Here is a 16,041-nt window from a genome sequence, read left to right as displayed (position 1 = left end):
AATGAACGGGTATTTTAATGAACTAGTCGGCCCGGTATGGGGTTTACCTCTTAACCCGAATTATTGCCGAATCAAAATAGGAGTTTCTCAACGGTAGAAATTAGTTATTCAAAGGCAATCGATGACGGGTCAACAAGCGTAAAAATCAAACAACCAGACTCACGATCTAATAGTATTTAACATGGGAGATTATAGCTACAATACCAACTGACTTGCCTGATGTCTTTATCAGGCCGCAGCCTGATGCCGGTAGGCACCCCACTAAAACAAGCTGTTGATTCTGACACAAATTACTTATGGGTAAAATCTTAAATAATCGCATCGCCGAATTCAAAGACCCGGCGATTGCAAGAGCAAAAGGTGTATATCCTTTTTTCAGACCGATCGAGTCCGGACAGGACACAGAGGTTATTATTAACGGGAAGCCGGTCCTGATGTTCGGGTCCAACTCCTACCTGGGTCTAACCTCCCACCCCTACATCATTGAAGCGTCGCAAAAGGCAGCGCAGAAATACGGAACAGGCTGTGCCGGTTCACGCTTCCTGAATGGAACGCTCGACATCCACGAGGAACTGGAACGCCGCCTGGCCAAATATGTAGGAAAAGAAGGTGCAGTGCTGTTCAGTACCGGTTACCAGGCCAATTTGGGCGCACTATCGTGCCTCACCGGCCGTAACGATTACCTGATCCTCGACGAAAGCGACCATGCTTCCATTATCGACGGAAGCCGCCTGTCGTTCTCGAAAGTGATCAAATACAAGCACAACGACATGGAGGACCTGCGTAAAAAGCTCGCTCTCCTGCCGGAAGAAGCTGTAAAGCTGATCGCGACCGACGGTATTTTCAGTATGGAAGGGGATATTGTCAAACTCCCTGAACTGAATGCGATCGCACAGGAATACGATGCCACCGTGCTCGTCGACGACGCGCATAGCCTTGGGGTAATCGGTGACAAAGGAGCGGGAACCGCTTCCTACTTCGGCCTGACCGAAACGACAGACCTCATTATGGGAACATTCAGCAAGTCGCTGGCTTCCCTGGGTGGTTTCATCGCCGGCGACGCAGCCGTGATCGATTACCTGAAGCACCGCGCTCGCTCGCTCATGTTCAGCGCGAGCATGACGCCCGCATCCGTAGGAAGCACACTGGCTGCTTTGGATATCATCGAAACCGAGCCGCACCACATGGAGCGTCTTTGGGCCAATACAAGATACGCGAAAGAGTTGCTGCTCGTGAATGGTTTCGACCTGGGCGCAACCGAAAGCCCGATCCTGCCGCTGTACATCCGCGACAACGAGAAGACTTTCATCATGACACGCAGATTGCAGGACGAGGGGATTTTCGTGAACCCGGTGGTTTCACCAGGGGTACGCCCGGAACAATCACTGATCCGTTTCTCGCTGATGGCTACGCATACATTCGGCCAGATCGAGGAGGCAGTGGATAAGATGTCCCGCATTTACCGTGAGGTTTGTCCTGACGCAATTATCGAAAGACAAAGACTATGACCCGCATAGCCCCCGTAAGCACTCCGAAGGAATTAGGCAAGTTCATTGATTTTCCGCATGATCTGTATCAGCACGATCCGAATTATGTACCGGAACTGTTCATTGCTCAAAAAGACATGCTCACACCGGGTAAACACCCGTTCCACGAGCATTCGGAGGTGAAACTATTTCTCTCCTACGACGGAGACAAGGTGAACGGAAGGATAGCGGCGATTTATAATACGAACCACAATGCATTTACGAATCGAAAAGACGGCTTTTTCGGCTTTTTCGATACCGTAAATGACCAGAAGGTGGTGGACGGCCTGTTGCAGGAGGCCACTGCCTGGGTAAAGCAAAAAGGAGCTGACACGCTTGTAGGGCCGGTTAATTTATCAACCAATGAAACCTGCGGTCTGCTGATCGAAGGTTACGACCGGCCGCCGATGGCGATGATGCCTTACAATGCGCCTTATTATCTGCCATTGCTGGAAAAGGCCGGTTTGACGAAGAAAACCGATTTGCTGGCCTACGAAATCAATGTGGCGGATTCCAATGACAAGTCGGTGCGGATGATCGACGCGTTGGAGGAGAGGCTTAAAAGAAGCGGTATCACCATCCGGCAGGTTAATCTGAAAGACTTCAAGAATGAAGTCGTGAAGATCCGGGAAGTGTACAACAAGGCCTGGGACAAGAACCTGGGTTTTGTACCGACTACCGAGGCAGAGTTTGATTACCTGGCCAAGGACCTGAAAATGATCCTTGATCCGAGGTACTGTCTGGTTGCTGAAAAAGGAGCTGAACTGGTAGGATTTATACTTGGTATTCCGGATATCAACCAGATTCTGATCAAAATCAAGCGTGGACGTTTGCTGCCGACCGGGATTTTCAAGTTACTGTTTGGCAAAAAGAACATCACGCGCATCCGCGTACTCACGCTCGGGGTGATCGACGGCTACCGCAAAATGGGTATCGAAGCCTGTTTGTACGGCCGCATTATCAAGAACACCTACGGCACCAAAGTGACGGGCGGGGAATGCTCTTGGATGCTGGAAGAGAATTATCTCATGAACCACGCCATCGAGCAGATCAATGGGAAGCTGTACAAGCGGTACAGATTGTTTGAGAAACCGATATGAAAGAAAAGCTATTCATAACAGGGGCCAGCGGATTTATAGGTTACCACCTGGTAGCGGCGGCACTCGAAGCGGGCATGGAAGTACATGCGGCGGTGAGGCCGAGCAGCGACCTGAGTTTCCTGAAAAAGCTGGATGCAGATCCGCAGGACCTCGTGTATGTGAATGCTGATTTCAGTTCCAAAGATAAATTGACGAAGCTGCTGGAAGATGGAGGCTATACCTACATCATCCACGCGGCGGGAGTGACAAAAGCCAAAACCGCTGCTGCCTATAACCTGGTCAATGCGGAATATTCGCTGAATCTGGCGCAGGCTGCCGTGTCTGCGGATATTCCGTTGAAGCGGTTTGTGTTTTTGAGCAGCCTCGCGGCACTAGGCCCCGCGGCTTACAATGCGGCCCAGCCGATTACAGAGGAAACCTTGCCTGTTCCGGTGACGGATTACGGAAGAAGCAAGCTGCTGGCCGAACAATACCTGAAAACAGTGAATGGCCTGCCGCTGAGCATTATCCGCCCGACAGCAGTGTATGGCCCCGGCGAAAAGGACTTGTTCGTCCTTTTTAAAACACTCAGCAAAGGCCTCGATGCCTACATCGGCAAAGGACCGCAAAGGTTGAGTTTCGTGTATGTAACAGACCTCGTGACGGCTACTATGGCCGCATTGAGGGAAACGGAGAAGGAGATTACGGTTTACAATATCTCGGACGGACAGGCATACGACCGTTACGCATTGGCAGACCAGTTCAGGGCTATCAGCGGAAAGCAGATTTTCCGCACGCACCTGCCGCTGCTGCTCGTCGAAACGATCGCCCGGTTCCTGGATCTTGTTTATGCAAATTCATCAACAACACCGGTTTTAAACCAAGAAAAACTAAAAGAACTCACAGCCCCTAACTGGATCTGTAGCATAGATGCGGCCCGAAGTCGCCTGCATTACCAACCGCAATATAATCTGCACCGAGGCCTCGCAGAGACATTGACCTGGTATAAGGAGAATAAGTGGCTATAACTATCGAACCCGCTTGATCATGAGCTGCGGCCGGTAAATCTGCCGGCAGGTATGCAGCGTACATGATTTTCAAACAAGCAGAGGGCAGCCCAAACACGTGACGAACGTTCCAACATGAAAGCAATCAGTAAGTCGATATGGCTATATACACTCTTGGTGATCAGCGTTTTGCAGGTCGGCTTGGGAATGGCCATCGCACAGTCGACGACAACTATAAAAGGTACCGTTACAGACGCCAAGACAGGTGAAACCCTGCCGTTCGTGTCGATCCTGATCCCGGGAACAACCATGGGGACCGCCTCCGACGCCGATGGCCGTTACGCAATGACATTGCGTGAAGACCATTCGACGATCAAATTCACTTATGTAGGTTATATGGCCGTTGAAAAGCCGATCAAACCGGGTGTAAGCCAGACGATCGACGTGAAAATGGCTGTGGATGCTTCCATGCTGAAAGAGGTAACCGTTAAAACCAAGGCCCGGTACCGGAACAAGGACAATCCGGCGGTACAACTCATCCGTGAGGTGATCGCGCACAAGGATGAGAACAAGCCGTCGAGCAACAACTATTTAGAATACGAACAGTACGAAAAAATATCGCTCGCATTGAGCAACCTGTCCGACGATTTCAAGGACAAACGCATTTTCCGGAACTACCAGTTTTTGTTCAAAAGCCAGGATTCTACGGCAATGGGTGGCAAGAATATGCTCCCGGCTTACATTCAGGAAAAACTGTCGAAAATTTATTTCCGTAAAAGCCCCTACAACAAGAAACAATACGTGCTGGCCAACCGCCGGGCCGAATTTGACGCGAAGTTTGTGGATAACGACGGTTTGAGCGCTTATTTCAACCGTTTGTATGAAGATATCAACATTTATGACAACGATATCTCCATCGCCACCAACCTGTTGCTGAGTCCGATCGCGAACTCCGCACCGACATTTTATAAGTTTTTTATCCGCGATACCATTAAAACCGCGGAGCCGCAGCTGATCGAGCTGGGTTTTGTACCACGGAACAAAACGGACATGCTTTTTGAAGGGAAACTTTATGTTACCCTCGATGGCAAATACGGTGTACAGAATGCCTACCTGACCGTCAACAAAGACATTAACCTCAACTTCATGCGCGACCTCGAAGCGCGTCTGGAATTCGAGAAAGGTGCCGACGGCCGGTACTTCATGAACAAATCGACGCTCGCAATGGAATTTGCATTGGGCGAGAAGAACGGCGGGTTGTATGGCCAGCGGACGGTGAATTTCAAGGATTATACCATTAACCAGTCGCGCCCCGACAGCATTTACCGAGGTCCGGGCGAAGAGATTGTGTATGACCCGGAGATCAAAACGAACGAATCGTTCTGGGCCAGCAAGCGGCATATTCCGTTGGAACGCACCGAGCTGGATATTTACAAGAATATCGACACGCTGCAAACGATCCCGTCGTTCAAGCGCACGATGGACATTGCTACGCTTTTCCTTTCCGGCTACAAGTCGTTTGGTGCCGTGGAAGTAGGGCCGGTGAATACATTTTACAGCTTTAACCCGGTGGAGGGTTTCCGCCTGCGTTTCGGCGGCCGTACTACTACGGACATGAGCAAGCGGGTGTATTTCGAAACCTACGCGGCTTACGGTTTTAAGGACCGGAAATGGAAGTACTTTTTGAGCGGTACCTATTCATTCAATAACAAATCGGTATACCACTTCCCGCTGCATTACATCCGGGCGAGCTACCAGCGCGATACAAAGATTCCGGGCCAGGAATTGCAGTTTGTGCAGGAGGATAACTTCCTGTTGTCGTTCAAACGCGGGGATAATAACCGGTGGTTGTACAATGATATTTACAAACTCGAATACGTACGCGAGTTCGAAAGCCGCTTTTCGTACAAAATCGGTTTTACCCAATGGAAACAAACTCCCGCGGGCGTGCTGCGCTACGAGCACCTGAACGAGGGTGGGGAACTCGAAAACGCGATGTCGCTGAACAATACCGAGGCGAATATCGAGTTCCGCTATGCACCGCATGAGCAATACTATCAAGGTAAGTTGTACCGCACGCCGATCATCAACAAATACCCGATTTTCACCTTGCGCTACAATGCGGGTTTGAAAGGGGTTTTTGAAGGTGAAAACAATTACCACAACGTGGCATTGAATATTCAGAAGCGCTTTTACCTGTCGCAGTTCGGATTCGCGGATATTACAGCGGAGGGCGGTTATATTTTTGGTAAACAAATACAATTCCCGCTGCTGACGATCCACCGCGCGAACCAGACGTACGCTTACCAGCTGAATTCATACAACCTGATGAACTTCCTGGAATTCGCGAGCGACCATTATGCGAGCCTGGATGTGCAATATTACCTGAATGGCTTTCTGTTCAACAAAATACCGTTGCTGAAAAGGCTGAAACTGCGAGAGGTAGTGAGTTTCAAAGGTTTGATGGGCGGCTTGCGGGATGAGAACAACCCGGCATTCAACCCGTCGCTGTACCGCTTTGCGACCGACGATCAGGGGCGGCCGATTACTTATACTTTGTCGCGCGAGCCTTATATCGAAGGCAGTGTGGGTATTGCCAACATTTTCAAGCTGTTGCGCGTAGACCTAGTAAAACGTTTTACCTACCTCGACAACCCGAACGTATCGGAATGGGGTATCCGGGCGCGTTTCAGGCTTGATTTTTAGGGCATTGATTTTAAAAGAGACATTGACATGAATTACGCAATCATAGCAGCAGGAGAGGGTTCACGACTCGCGAAAGAAGGTTTTACACTTCCGAAACCTATGGTGAGCCTGCATGGCGAAATGCTGATCGACCGGCTGATCGGAATTTTCATGCGGAATAATGCGGAGAAAATTCTGGTGATTATCAACGAAGAGTCGCCGCTGCTGGAAATGCATTTGATGGGCATGAGTGAAAACCTGCCGATTCAAATTGTGAAGAAAACCACACCGAGCTCACTGCATAGTGTTTACGAGTTGTTCAAAAGTGACCCGGAATTGAGCGAGGTTTGCCTTACTACCACGGATACTGTTTTCCGTGAAGAGGAATTCAGCACATTCATTACCGAGTTTGCTGAAAATAAAGATCTGGAAGGCCAGATGGCGGTAACTGCATTCATCGATGACGAAAGTCCGCTCTACGTAGCAGTTGACGACGATGACCGCATTACTGCATTCACTGATGATAATAGTACCGACACCCCGTTTGTTTCAGGCGGGATTTATTGTCTCAGGCGGAAAGCGATCGAAACAGTGAATGTGGCCGTAGAAAATGGCGTGAGCCGCATGCGGAACTTCCAGCGGCAGCTGGTAGCGGATGGTTTGCATTTGAAAGCCTACCCATTCACCAAAATCGTGGACGTGGACCATGTGAGCGATATCCAAACGGCAGAGCTGTTTCTGAGCGGCGAAGTAGTTTATTAATAGCAAGCATTGACACACACTGATCTGACACCAATTTATTACTAACTGACCGGGGCGTTTTGCCGGTCAACACCATTAGATGAACGAATTAGAAATTCTGGGCGTGCACCGAAACAAAAAGTTCTCGCCCAACCATATCGGGAACGACGATGCGATTTTTTCCCAAACGGCGAAAGAGCTCGAAAAACTGGGATGCCGCATTACCATCTGTTGCGAAGATGAGTTCCTGGCGATGGAAACAGTGAATTATAGCAAGATTTTCACCATGGCACGCCAAAAGCAGGTCGTGGCCAAGTTACAGGAACTGGAAAGGAATGGCACGCAGGTTTTGAACTCCGCATTCGGTATTGAAAACTGCTTCCGGACCAATCTGACCAACGCATTGAATAACGCCAATATCCCGGTTGCGGACAGCTACATCGTACCGACCGATTACCAGGGAGACGAAGTTTTTGATCAGATCAAAGGAAAAGGTTACTGGATCAAACGGGGCGATTTCCACGCCATCCATAAGGAAGATGTGTCGTTTGCCGCATCGCGCGAGGAAGCCAAGGATATTTTGCGGGAATACGCATTGCGCGAAATCCCCGACGCGGTGATTTCCCAGCATTTGGTGGGGGATTTGGTGAAGTTTTACGGGGTTAGGGGCACGGATTTCTTTTTCTGGTTCTACCCCTACGACGCCAATCACCATAAATATGCGGAGTATCAGCAGATCAACGGAAATTCGGTGTATTACCCGTTCAGCGCCGAAGGTTTGCAGAATACCGCCAACGAAGCGGCAGGGGTAGTGGGGATCGATATTTACGGGGGCGATGCCATTATCGGGAAAGACGGTGATTTTCGCATCATCGACCTCAACGATTGGCCCAGTTTCGCACCGTGCCGTGACCAGGCTGCCGGGCATATTGCCGGCCGGCTTTACCAAAGATTTTTGAACAACAATTAATGGAGACAACCACCACACCCCGCCCATTGGCAGAAGAACCCGAAAAAACCTCGGCATTCGAGAATTCGTTGAAATCGAACGATACCGAGGAGAAGATCGACATCTGGTTTTACCGGCCGATCGGCTACCAAATCGCATTGTTTTGCGCCAAAGTAGGCCTGCGCCCGAACCCGGTGACGATTATCAGTATTTTCTTCGGCGTGGCGGCAGGGATATTGTTTTATCCGCAGCAGTTGTGGATCAACGTGCTCGGGATGTTGTCGCTGATGTTTGCCAACTCGCTCGACAGCGCCGACGGCCAGCTCGCACGGATGACGAACGATAAGAGCCGCCTGGGACGCATTCTCGACGGGGCCGCAGGCGATTTCTGGTTCATCGCCATTCACATTGCGATCTGTTTGCGGAGCATGGAAGAGGGTTGGACGGCGTGGATTTGGGTACCGGGCGTGGTGGCAGGCGTGTCACACATGATCCAGTCGGCCATGGCGGATTACTACCGGAACGTGCATTTGTTTTTTATCAAAGGCACCAATGGCAGTGAGCTCGACAACAGCCGTGATTTGCAGAAAGAATACGATGAAATGAGCTGGACGCGGCAGTTTGGCATGAAGCTCGTGGCACGGCTGTATTTGAATTATACCAAAGAGCAGGAGTTCTTTTCGCCCAAATTGCAGAAACTACTGGCTGTGGTAAAGGAAAAGTACCAGAATGGCCTTCCCGCGAAACTCATTACCGATTTCCGCGCGCAGAACAAGCCGTTGATGAAATATACCAATATCGTCCAGTTCAATACCCGGGTGATATTCCTGTTCCTCTGGCTGTTCCTGGACCAGTCGTGGATCTATTTCTTTTTTGACATTTTCGTCCTGAACCCGATCCTGATTTACATGATCGTGAAGCAGGAGCAGGTAAGCAACCATTTTTACAAGGAGATAACCGCCGGCAAATACAATGGGTAGCAAGTTGTACAAAGCCCTTTTCATGGCAATCGGAATTTTCTCGCTGGGCTATATGATTTATGGCACAGGGTTGCTCGTGATTTGGGAAAATATCAACCGTACGGGCATCTGGTTCCTGCCGGTGATCGGTAGCTGGCTGGTGATCTACATCCTGAATGCCCTCGCATTCCGCGCGATCATCCGCGAACCGCAACTGCCGGAAACGAATATGTCGTTCTGGTCGGTATTGCGGCTGACGATCTCGGGTTATGCGATCAACTACATTACGCCATTCGTGGCATTAGGCGGCGAACCTTACCGCATCATGGAGCTGAAACCGACGCTCGGCATTCAGAAGGCGACTTCCTCGGTGCTGCTGTACAGCCTGATGCACATGTTTTCGCACGTGCTGTTCTGGCTGGTGTCAATTGTGCTGATTGTGGCGGTGGTCCCATTGAGCGACGTAATGCTGGCCGGTTGCGGTATTCTGCTGGTGGTGGGGCTCGTGCTAGGGTATTGGTTTATTAATGTATATAAAAAAGGCTTTACTGTGAGCACGTTCCGCTTGCTGGAAAAGGTGCCTTTTATCAAAAACAAAGCCTGCGAATTCGCTACTAAAAATGCGGAAACGCTTTATGAAGTCGATGAGCAAATCCGGGTGTTGTACTCGGATCGGAGGAACGCATTCTACGTTTCGTTGTTCTATGAATTTGCGGGAAGAGTAATCGGCTGTCTGGAAATCTATTTCACGGCCCACGCCATCGGAATGGAAATGACATTGGCCCAATCGCTGATTGTAAGCTCCGGCTCGTCGCTGTTCGCGAACCTGATTTTCTTCTTTCCGATGCAGCTCGGTACCCGCGAAGGCGGCCTGGCATTGGCATTGAGAAGTGTGGGATTGCCTGCGGCGCAGGGGATTTTTATAGGGGTTGTATTGAGGATCAGGGAGATAGTCTGGATTATTATTGGATTAGCTCTTATTAATAGAAAAACAAAAAACAAGCAGCTGGACAGTACAGAACTGGAACCAGTGCCCATTAGCCAGTGATCTTTATCTGTTATCCCCGGGCTAAAGACCGGGGCAAGGGGATTGGCTTCTGGATTGTAATGCACAGGCAAAATCTATTGCAGTTGTCTTTAGACAACTGACCAGAAGCTAGCTATAAGCAAAAAAGCTAGTGCAATAAATGAAGCTGGCAGATATATTTTGAATAAGAATTGATATAAAAATCTAATAGCCAGGGATTTCAATCCCTGGAAACTGATAAAAATGATTAAAGGAATTTTATTTGATTATGGCGGTACAATCGATACAAATGGCTTGCATTGGGCCAATGTTTTGTGGGATGCGTATCAGCATAATCATGTAAAGGTTGACAAAGAAGCATTTGCGAGTGCATACAAGTTTGGCGAGAGGGCATTGGCTATCCATCCGATCATCCAGCCGCATCATGTGTTTTATGATGTGCTGTTTCTCAAAGTGGAGCAGCAGTTTGGCTATCTGAAAGAAAACGGATACGAGCTGGACAGCCAGGCCATCGAGGCCATCGCCCGCGAATGTGACCGCGTCGCACGCACTAGTGTTGAAAAGGCAGCGCCGGTACTAGAAAACCTCGCCGCCGGATACCCTCTTGTGATGGTTTCCAACTTTTACGGAAACCTGAATAGCGTATTAAAGGAATTTGGCATTGCGCATTATTTCCAGGCTGTCGTCGAATCGGCAGTGGTCGGCGTCCGGAAGCCCGACCCCGCGATATGGCAGTTGGGCGTGGAAGCGCAGGGCTTTCTTCCGCAGGAATGCGTGGCGGTAGGCGATTCCTATTCCAAAGACATTCTGCCTGCAAAGGCAACAGGCGCGAAGGCGATCTGGCTGAATGTGGCGGGATTCGAAGAAGATACCAAAATGCAGGCATCGGTCGCCGATGCTGAAATTACAGATTTCGCCCAGGTGGCTGACACCATTAAAAACCTGGGTTAATAATTAACTTTTGGCCAGGCATTTTAATGCCTGGTGAAAATAAATGAAAAGTACCATGTACGACATTTGTACCATCGGGCATATCACTTTGGATAAAGTAGTTACTGCCCAGTCTGTCAAGTATATGCCCGGGGGCACTTCGTTCTATTTTTCGAAGGCGCTCCGGCAGTTCGACGTCCGCTATATGCTCGTAACGGCATTGGCTGAGAAGGAAAGCCATATCGTTGCAGGCCTGCGGGAGGAGAACATCGAAGTTTTTTCCCAGAACAGCCCCTACACCGTTTATTTCGAAAACATTTACAGCGCCAACCAGGACCACCGCGAGCAGAATGTGCTGCACAAGGCAGCTCCATTCACTGTCTCTCAAATGCCGGCCATCGAAGCAAAGTACTTCCATTTAGGCCCATTGCTTTCGGACGACATTACCGTGGACCTGATCAAAATGCTGGCCGCGAAAGGCAAGGTTTCGCTGGACATCCAGGGTTACCTGCGCTATGTGAAAGACCAGAAGGTGCTGTACAAAGACTGGGAAGATAAGAAAGAAGCATTGCCCTACATCCACATCCTCAAAGCCAACGAGTTCGAAATGGAGGTGGTAGCAGGCACGAGCGACGTGATCGAAGGTGCGAAATATCTCGCCAATCTGGGGGTAAAGGAAGTCATCATTACCCTGGGCAGCAAAGGCTCACTAATTTATAAGGACGACCATTTTTACCAGATTCCGGCCTATAAGCCAACCGACGTCGTGGACGCGACGGGCTGCGGCGACACCTATATGGCCGGCTACCTGAGCCAGCGCGTGAAGGGCGCGGGCGTGCAGGAAGCAGGCGAATTCGGGGCGGCGATGGCGACGCTGAAAATCCAGTCGTCGGGGCCTTTTTCCGGCGATGCCGAAATGGTGCAGGAAGTATTACAGTACGGCGAATGCGACCGTGAGATGATCGCACAAGCCATTTTTTGAATGTAGTTTTTGAATTAAAGTCATGAAATACGTACTCAACATTCTGATGGCGCTCAGCCTGACGCTTGTTTCGTATGCAGGAGGGTTAACAGACAAAAAAGCCGGCACAACGGCCACGGACCCGGACGAGTTTCCGGTCCCGAACAACGTTCCCGGATTGCTTTTTTACATTCAGCGTGACCCGAATACGAATACAATCTGTTACCAGCTTAACGTCGACAAACAAGGAAAAATCAGCGAAAAGAACCCCGTGAATACATTCTGGATCCGTTATCCGGAAGGCGGGGTACGCAAGGAGCTCAATTATTTGCAGCGGAAATTTGCTTACGGTATCAATTCAAAGGCGATCGGCAATGCTACTTACGAACTCCGTTCGGTGGCGTATTCGAAATTGCCGCTTTACCTGCGGAGGGATACCCGGAATGAATACCATGTTTATACCAGCATCGATAAGAAGGAATGCATCCTGAGCAGGGTATTCATCCGGATCGACGGCGGTACTTTCTGGTCACCGAACGTGCTCTACATCGAGCTCAAAGGCACCGAGATTGCCACCGGTAAAACCATTATTCAGCGAATAAAACCATCCTGACATGCCTAAAAACTATGTCTCCAACGCAACGGAATCTTCCAGGATGTTTAAAAGTGACTTTCTGGAAGCATTCTCGAAGGTACATTATTCAGTGCCGCTTTTCATTTTCGTACCGGTGATCAGCTACTTTTCCTGGAAAGCATTGGGGCCGGGAGAGATGCTTTGGTACAATTTTGTAGGTACGGTATTCGGAGGACTGTTCTTCTGGACTTTTACCGAATACTTTATGCACCGGTTCGTGTTTCATTTTACACCCCGCGGCAAGTTCATGGAGCGCATCCATTTCATTTTTCATGGTGTGCATCACGACTACCCCAATGACGCCAAGCGATTGGTAATGCCGCCTTCGGTGAGCATTCCGCTGGCCACGGGCTTCTACTTTTTGTTCACGCTTTTTTTGAGTGAATATTATGTGGCAGCCTTCTATGCGGGGTTCATGGCCGGGTACCTATTTTATGATATGAGCCATTATGCGTTGCATCATGCCAATTTCAAATCCGGGTTCTGGAAGAAATTAAAAAAGCATCACATGCAACATCACTATTCAGATGCAAGTAAAGGTTACGGTGTAAGTTCAGATATTTGGGACAGGGTTTTCGACTCCAACGAAAAGCGCGCCTCAAAATCTAACTCAATCTAACTCTGTAACTTTAACTTATGAAGAACCTTGGAAGTGAGAATTTAGACCAGGTCTTCAGAGATGAAATCACAAAAGTTTCGGACTTCAAGTTCGGGACTACGGTGGTGAATGTCTTTGACGACATGGTGAGCAGGTCAGTACCCTATTACAACGAGATGCAGCGGATGCTCGCCGAGATCGCTGCCGACCACGTGAAAGAAGGAACATTTGTGTACGACCTGGGGTGCTCTACCGGCACCACGCTGATCGGTCTGGACCAGCTCATTCCCTCGGACATCCGGTTCATCGGGATCGACGAGTCGCAGGAAATGCTCGACAAATGCGACGTGAAGCTGAAAGAAGCGGGTTTTGTAAGGCCCTACGACCTTGTCGCGGGCGATTTGCACCAGCAGCTTCCGATTTCCAACGGTTCTGTCGTGATACTCTGCCTTACGTTGCAATTTGTAAGGCCATTGTACCGCGAAAGGCTTCTGAGAAACATTTATGAAGGATTGAACCCCGGCGGCGTGCTGCTGCTGGTAGAGAAAGTGCTCGCGGAGAGCAGCGTGTTCAATCGTGATTTTATTAAATACTATTACAACTATAAGCGGCGCAACCATTACAGCGAGCTCGAAATATCCCAGAAGCGGGAGGCGCTCGAAAATGTGCTGATCCCTTACAAGTTGTCTGAAAACATGCTTCTGCTGAAAGAGGCCGGTTTCGCCGACTGCGAAATTTTCTTCAAGTGGTACAATTTTTCAGGAATGATAGCTTATAAAAAATCATGATCGCGATCGGTAACTTCTTTTTCAAGTACAGAAATAACCTGTTTATCATCCTGTACCTGCTGCTGTTTGTGCCGTCGCCGCCGATTTTTTCGCCTGAGCAGTTCGGAGCACACTATTACCTGTACCCGGTGATCCTCGGATTGCTGGTGACGTTTTCGGGAGAGCTCATCCGCGGCATCACCATCGGCCTCGCGTACATTATCCGCGGGGGCCGCGATAAAAAGGTGTATGCCGAAACACTGGTGACCGAAGGGATTTTCCGGCATTGCCGTAACCCGCTGTATGTGGGGAATATACTGATGTTGCTGGGCGTGGGCATTCTTGCCAACTCGCTGATCTACGTCGGAATCGTAATGCCGCTGTTTTTGTTTATCTATCAGGCGATTGTACTGGCCGAGGAGAACTTTCTGAGAAATAAATTCGGTGCGCAGTTCGATGCGTATTGCAGTCGGGTGAACCGCTGGCTGATCAATCCGGCCGGTATTTCGGAGACATTCAAAGACATGCGTTTCAATTATAAACGCTGGCTTTTAAAAGAGTATAATACATTGCTGGTGTGGCTGATAGGCATTGTGGCCATACTGATTTTCAAATACCCGGAAATCGTGCCCAAGCCGGACAGCAGAATCGCCGTTTTTGCTGTGATCGTACTGATACTCGGGGCCTTGTATGGTTATGTAAGGTATTTGAAGAAATCCGGAAAGATGACAGACAGCATGGCCTGAAATAAAAGGGATGGCGTTTTACTATAAAACGCCATCCAAAATTAACGCATTGGCACACTATTGGTTGCGCCTCCTGAACCTACCCCGAAGCATCACACATTTCATTAACCCCCTAATAAATTAAGCACCATGAATATTGTAATCGTAGGAGGAGGATTTGCCGGTGTCAACCTGGCGCTGGACCTTGCAAAGAGCGAGAAATTTGAGGTAACACTGGTAGACAAGAATAACTACAACTTCTTTCCGCCGCTGATATACCAGGTCGCTACGGCCTTCCTGGAACCATCGAGTATCAGTTACCCGTTCCGAAAGCTCTTTTCAGGAAAGGAAAACCTTCACTTCCGGTTGGGGGAGTTGCAGAGAGTGGTCCCGGGGGAAAACAAGATCATCCTGCATAACGGCGAGCTGGCCTACGATATCCTGGTGTTCGCGACCGGCGCGGAAACGAATTTCTTCGGGATGGAGAATGTGAAGCGTAATGCAACGCCGATGAAAACGCTCGAGGATGCGATCAGTATGCGGAACAAGCTGCTGATGCAAATGGAGCAGGCCACACTCAGTACCGATCCGGCGGAGATCAAGAAACTGCTCACGGTCGTGATCGCGGGCGGCGGGCCTACGGGCGTGGAAATCTCCGGGATGTTTGCCGAAATGCGCAATGGTATTCTGCGCAAGGAATATCCCGAGCTGGCCGGAAAGGGCAGCGAAATATACCTGGTAGATGGTAGTGAGGCGTTGCTCTCCCCGATGAGCAATGAGTCGCAGGAAGATACCTACCGCGACCTGAGCAAGCTCGGCGTGAAGATCCGTCTCAATACCCACGTATCCGATTTTGTGGACGACAAGGTTTACTTCTCCGAAGGCGACAGCATAGAGGCGAAAACGCTTATTTGGGCGGCCGGGGTTACGGGCCGGGTTTTCGAAGGCATTCCTGCGGAAGCCTACGGACGGGGGCGCAGGCTCCTCGTGGACGCATACAACAAGGTTAACAGCACCTACAATATATATGCAATCGGCGACTGCTGTTTGCAAACTACCGACGCCGGTTTCCCGAACGGGCACCCGCAGGTAGCGCAGGTAGCGATCCAGCAAGGCAAGAACCTGGCCCGCAACTTCGAGCTGATCGCCGAGCACCAGCCGTTGCATGCATTTAAATACAATGACAGAGGCTCGATGGCCATTATTGGCCGCGCCAAAGCCGTGGTAGACCTGCCTTCGCCGAAAGTACATTTCAAAGGCGTGATCGCCTGGCTGGCCTGGCTTTTCATACACCTCATATCGCTGATCAACCACCGTAATCGCATGAAAACGCTTTACAACTGGATGATCGCCTATTTCACCAAGGATCAGTCCCTGCGAATGATCATCAAGCCTTCGGTAACGCAGGAAAAGGTCGAATCGGTTTAATGGAACCGTAATTCAACGTTTATCG

Annotated in this window: 15 protein-coding genes; all 15 read left to right on the top strand. The window is 49.8% G+C overall.

The window, feature by feature from the left end; all coding sequences use genetic code 11:
* Positions 1 to 296 precede the first annotated feature (296 nt).
* The 15 genes from spt (at position 297) to CLV60_RS20465 (ending at position 16,016) form a co-directional block, all read left to right on the top strand.
* Positions 297 to 1,508 carry a serine palmitoyltransferase gene (spt, locus tag CLV60_RS20535; RefSeq protein WP_106597261.1) on the top strand — a complete coding sequence of 404 codons (1,212 nt, stop codon included), beginning with the start codon at positions 297 to 299 and terminating at the stop codon, positions 1,506 to 1,508.
* Positions 1,505 to 2,626, top strand: a complete 1,122-nt coding sequence (locus CLV60_RS20530; protein WP_106597260.1) for a GNAT family N-acetyltransferase — start codon at positions 1,505 to 1,507, stop codon at positions 2,624 to 2,626. Before spt ends, CLV60_RS20530 begins: the two co-directional genes overlap by 4 nt.
* The gene (locus tag CLV60_RS20525; protein ID WP_106597259.1) at positions 2,623 to 3,633 is read left to right on the top strand and encodes an NAD-dependent epimerase/dehydratase family protein; all 1,011 of its coding nucleotides are present in this window, start codon (positions 2,623 to 2,625) and stop codon (positions 3,631 to 3,633) included. Before CLV60_RS20530 ends, CLV60_RS20525 begins: the two co-directional genes overlap by 4 nt.
* Before the next feature lie 114 nt (positions 3,634 to 3,747).
* The gene (locus CLV60_RS20520) at positions 3,748 to 6,318 is read left to right on the top strand and encodes a DUF5686 and carboxypeptidase-like regulatory domain-containing protein (RefSeq protein WP_106597258.1); all 2,571 of its coding nucleotides are present in this window, start codon (positions 3,748 to 3,750) and stop codon (positions 6,316 to 6,318) included.
* Positions 6,319 to 6,345: 27 nt separating this feature from the next.
* Positions 6,346 to 7,059: a nucleotidyltransferase family protein gene (locus CLV60_RS20515; RefSeq protein ID WP_106597257.1), complete on the top strand. Its 714-nt coding sequence runs from the start codon at positions 6,346 to 6,348 to the stop codon at positions 7,057 to 7,059.
* 79 nt (positions 7,060 to 7,138) lie between these two features.
* A complete protein-coding gene (locus CLV60_RS20510) occupies positions 7,139 to 8,008 on the top strand; it encodes a hypothetical protein (RefSeq protein ID WP_106597256.1) in 870 nt (289 codons plus the stop codon).
* Positions 8,008 to 8,967, top strand: a complete 960-nt coding sequence (locus CLV60_RS20505; RefSeq protein ID WP_106597255.1) for a CDP-alcohol phosphatidyltransferase family protein — start codon at positions 8,008 to 8,010, stop codon at positions 8,965 to 8,967. Before CLV60_RS20510 ends, CLV60_RS20505 begins: the two co-directional genes overlap by 1 nt.
* 22 nt (positions 8,968 to 8,989) lie before the next feature.
* The gene (locus tag CLV60_RS20500) at positions 8,990 to 9,994 is read left to right on the top strand and encodes a lysylphosphatidylglycerol synthase transmembrane domain-containing protein (RefSeq protein ID WP_229211067.1); all 1,005 of its coding nucleotides are present in this window, start codon (positions 8,990 to 8,992) and stop codon (positions 9,992 to 9,994) included.
* Between the two features lie 222 nt (positions 9,995 to 10,216).
* Positions 10,217 to 10,924 (top strand): HAD family hydrolase, encoded by a 708-nt coding sequence (locus CLV60_RS20495; protein ID WP_106597253.1) that lies wholly within the window; start codon positions 10,217 to 10,219, stop codon positions 10,922 to 10,924.
* A 43-nt stretch (positions 10,925 to 10,967) separates the two neighbouring features.
* Positions 10,968 to 11,885: a PfkB family carbohydrate kinase gene (locus CLV60_RS20490; RefSeq protein ID WP_106597252.1), complete on the top strand. Its 918-nt coding sequence runs from the start codon at positions 10,968 to 10,970 to the stop codon at positions 11,883 to 11,885.
* Positions 11,886 to 11,907: 22 nt separating this feature from the next.
* Positions 11,908 to 12,477: a DUF4833 domain-containing protein gene (locus CLV60_RS20485; protein ID WP_106597251.1), complete on the top strand. Its 570-nt coding sequence runs from the start codon at positions 11,908 to 11,910 to the stop codon at positions 12,475 to 12,477.
* 1 nt (position 12,478) lies between these two features.
* On the top strand, positions 12,479 to 13,117 hold the full coding sequence (locus tag CLV60_RS20480; RefSeq protein WP_106597250.1) for a sterol desaturase family protein: 639 nt from the start codon (positions 12,479 to 12,481) through the stop codon (positions 13,115 to 13,117).
* 17 nt (positions 13,118 to 13,134) lie between these two features.
* Positions 13,135 to 13,884 (top strand): carboxy-S-adenosyl-L-methionine synthase CmoA, encoded by a 750-nt coding sequence (cmoA, locus tag CLV60_RS20475; RefSeq protein WP_106597249.1) that lies wholly within the window; start codon positions 13,135 to 13,137, stop codon positions 13,882 to 13,884.
* Positions 13,881 to 14,609 carry a methyltransferase family protein gene (locus tag CLV60_RS20470; RefSeq protein ID WP_106597248.1) on the top strand — a complete coding sequence of 243 codons (729 nt, stop codon included), beginning with the start codon at positions 13,881 to 13,883 and terminating at the stop codon, positions 14,607 to 14,609. Before cmoA ends, CLV60_RS20470 begins: the two co-directional genes overlap by 4 nt.
* A 129-nt stretch (positions 14,610 to 14,738) precedes the next feature.
* Positions 14,739 to 16,016, top strand: coding sequence for an NAD(P)/FAD-dependent oxidoreductase (locus tag CLV60_RS20465; RefSeq protein WP_106597247.1), 1,278 nt, complete (start codon positions 14,739 to 14,741; stop codon positions 16,014 to 16,016).
* Positions 16,017 to 16,041 lie beyond the last annotated feature (25 nt).

The sequence above is a fragment of the Dyadobacter jiangsuensis genome (genome assembly GCF_003014695.1).
GTDB lineage: Bacteria > Bacteroidota > Bacteroidia > Cytophagales > Spirosomataceae > Dyadobacter > Dyadobacter jiangsuensis.
The sequence above is the reverse complement of the archived record's forward strand: the minus strand, read 5'-3'. Positions and strand labels throughout refer to the sequence as shown.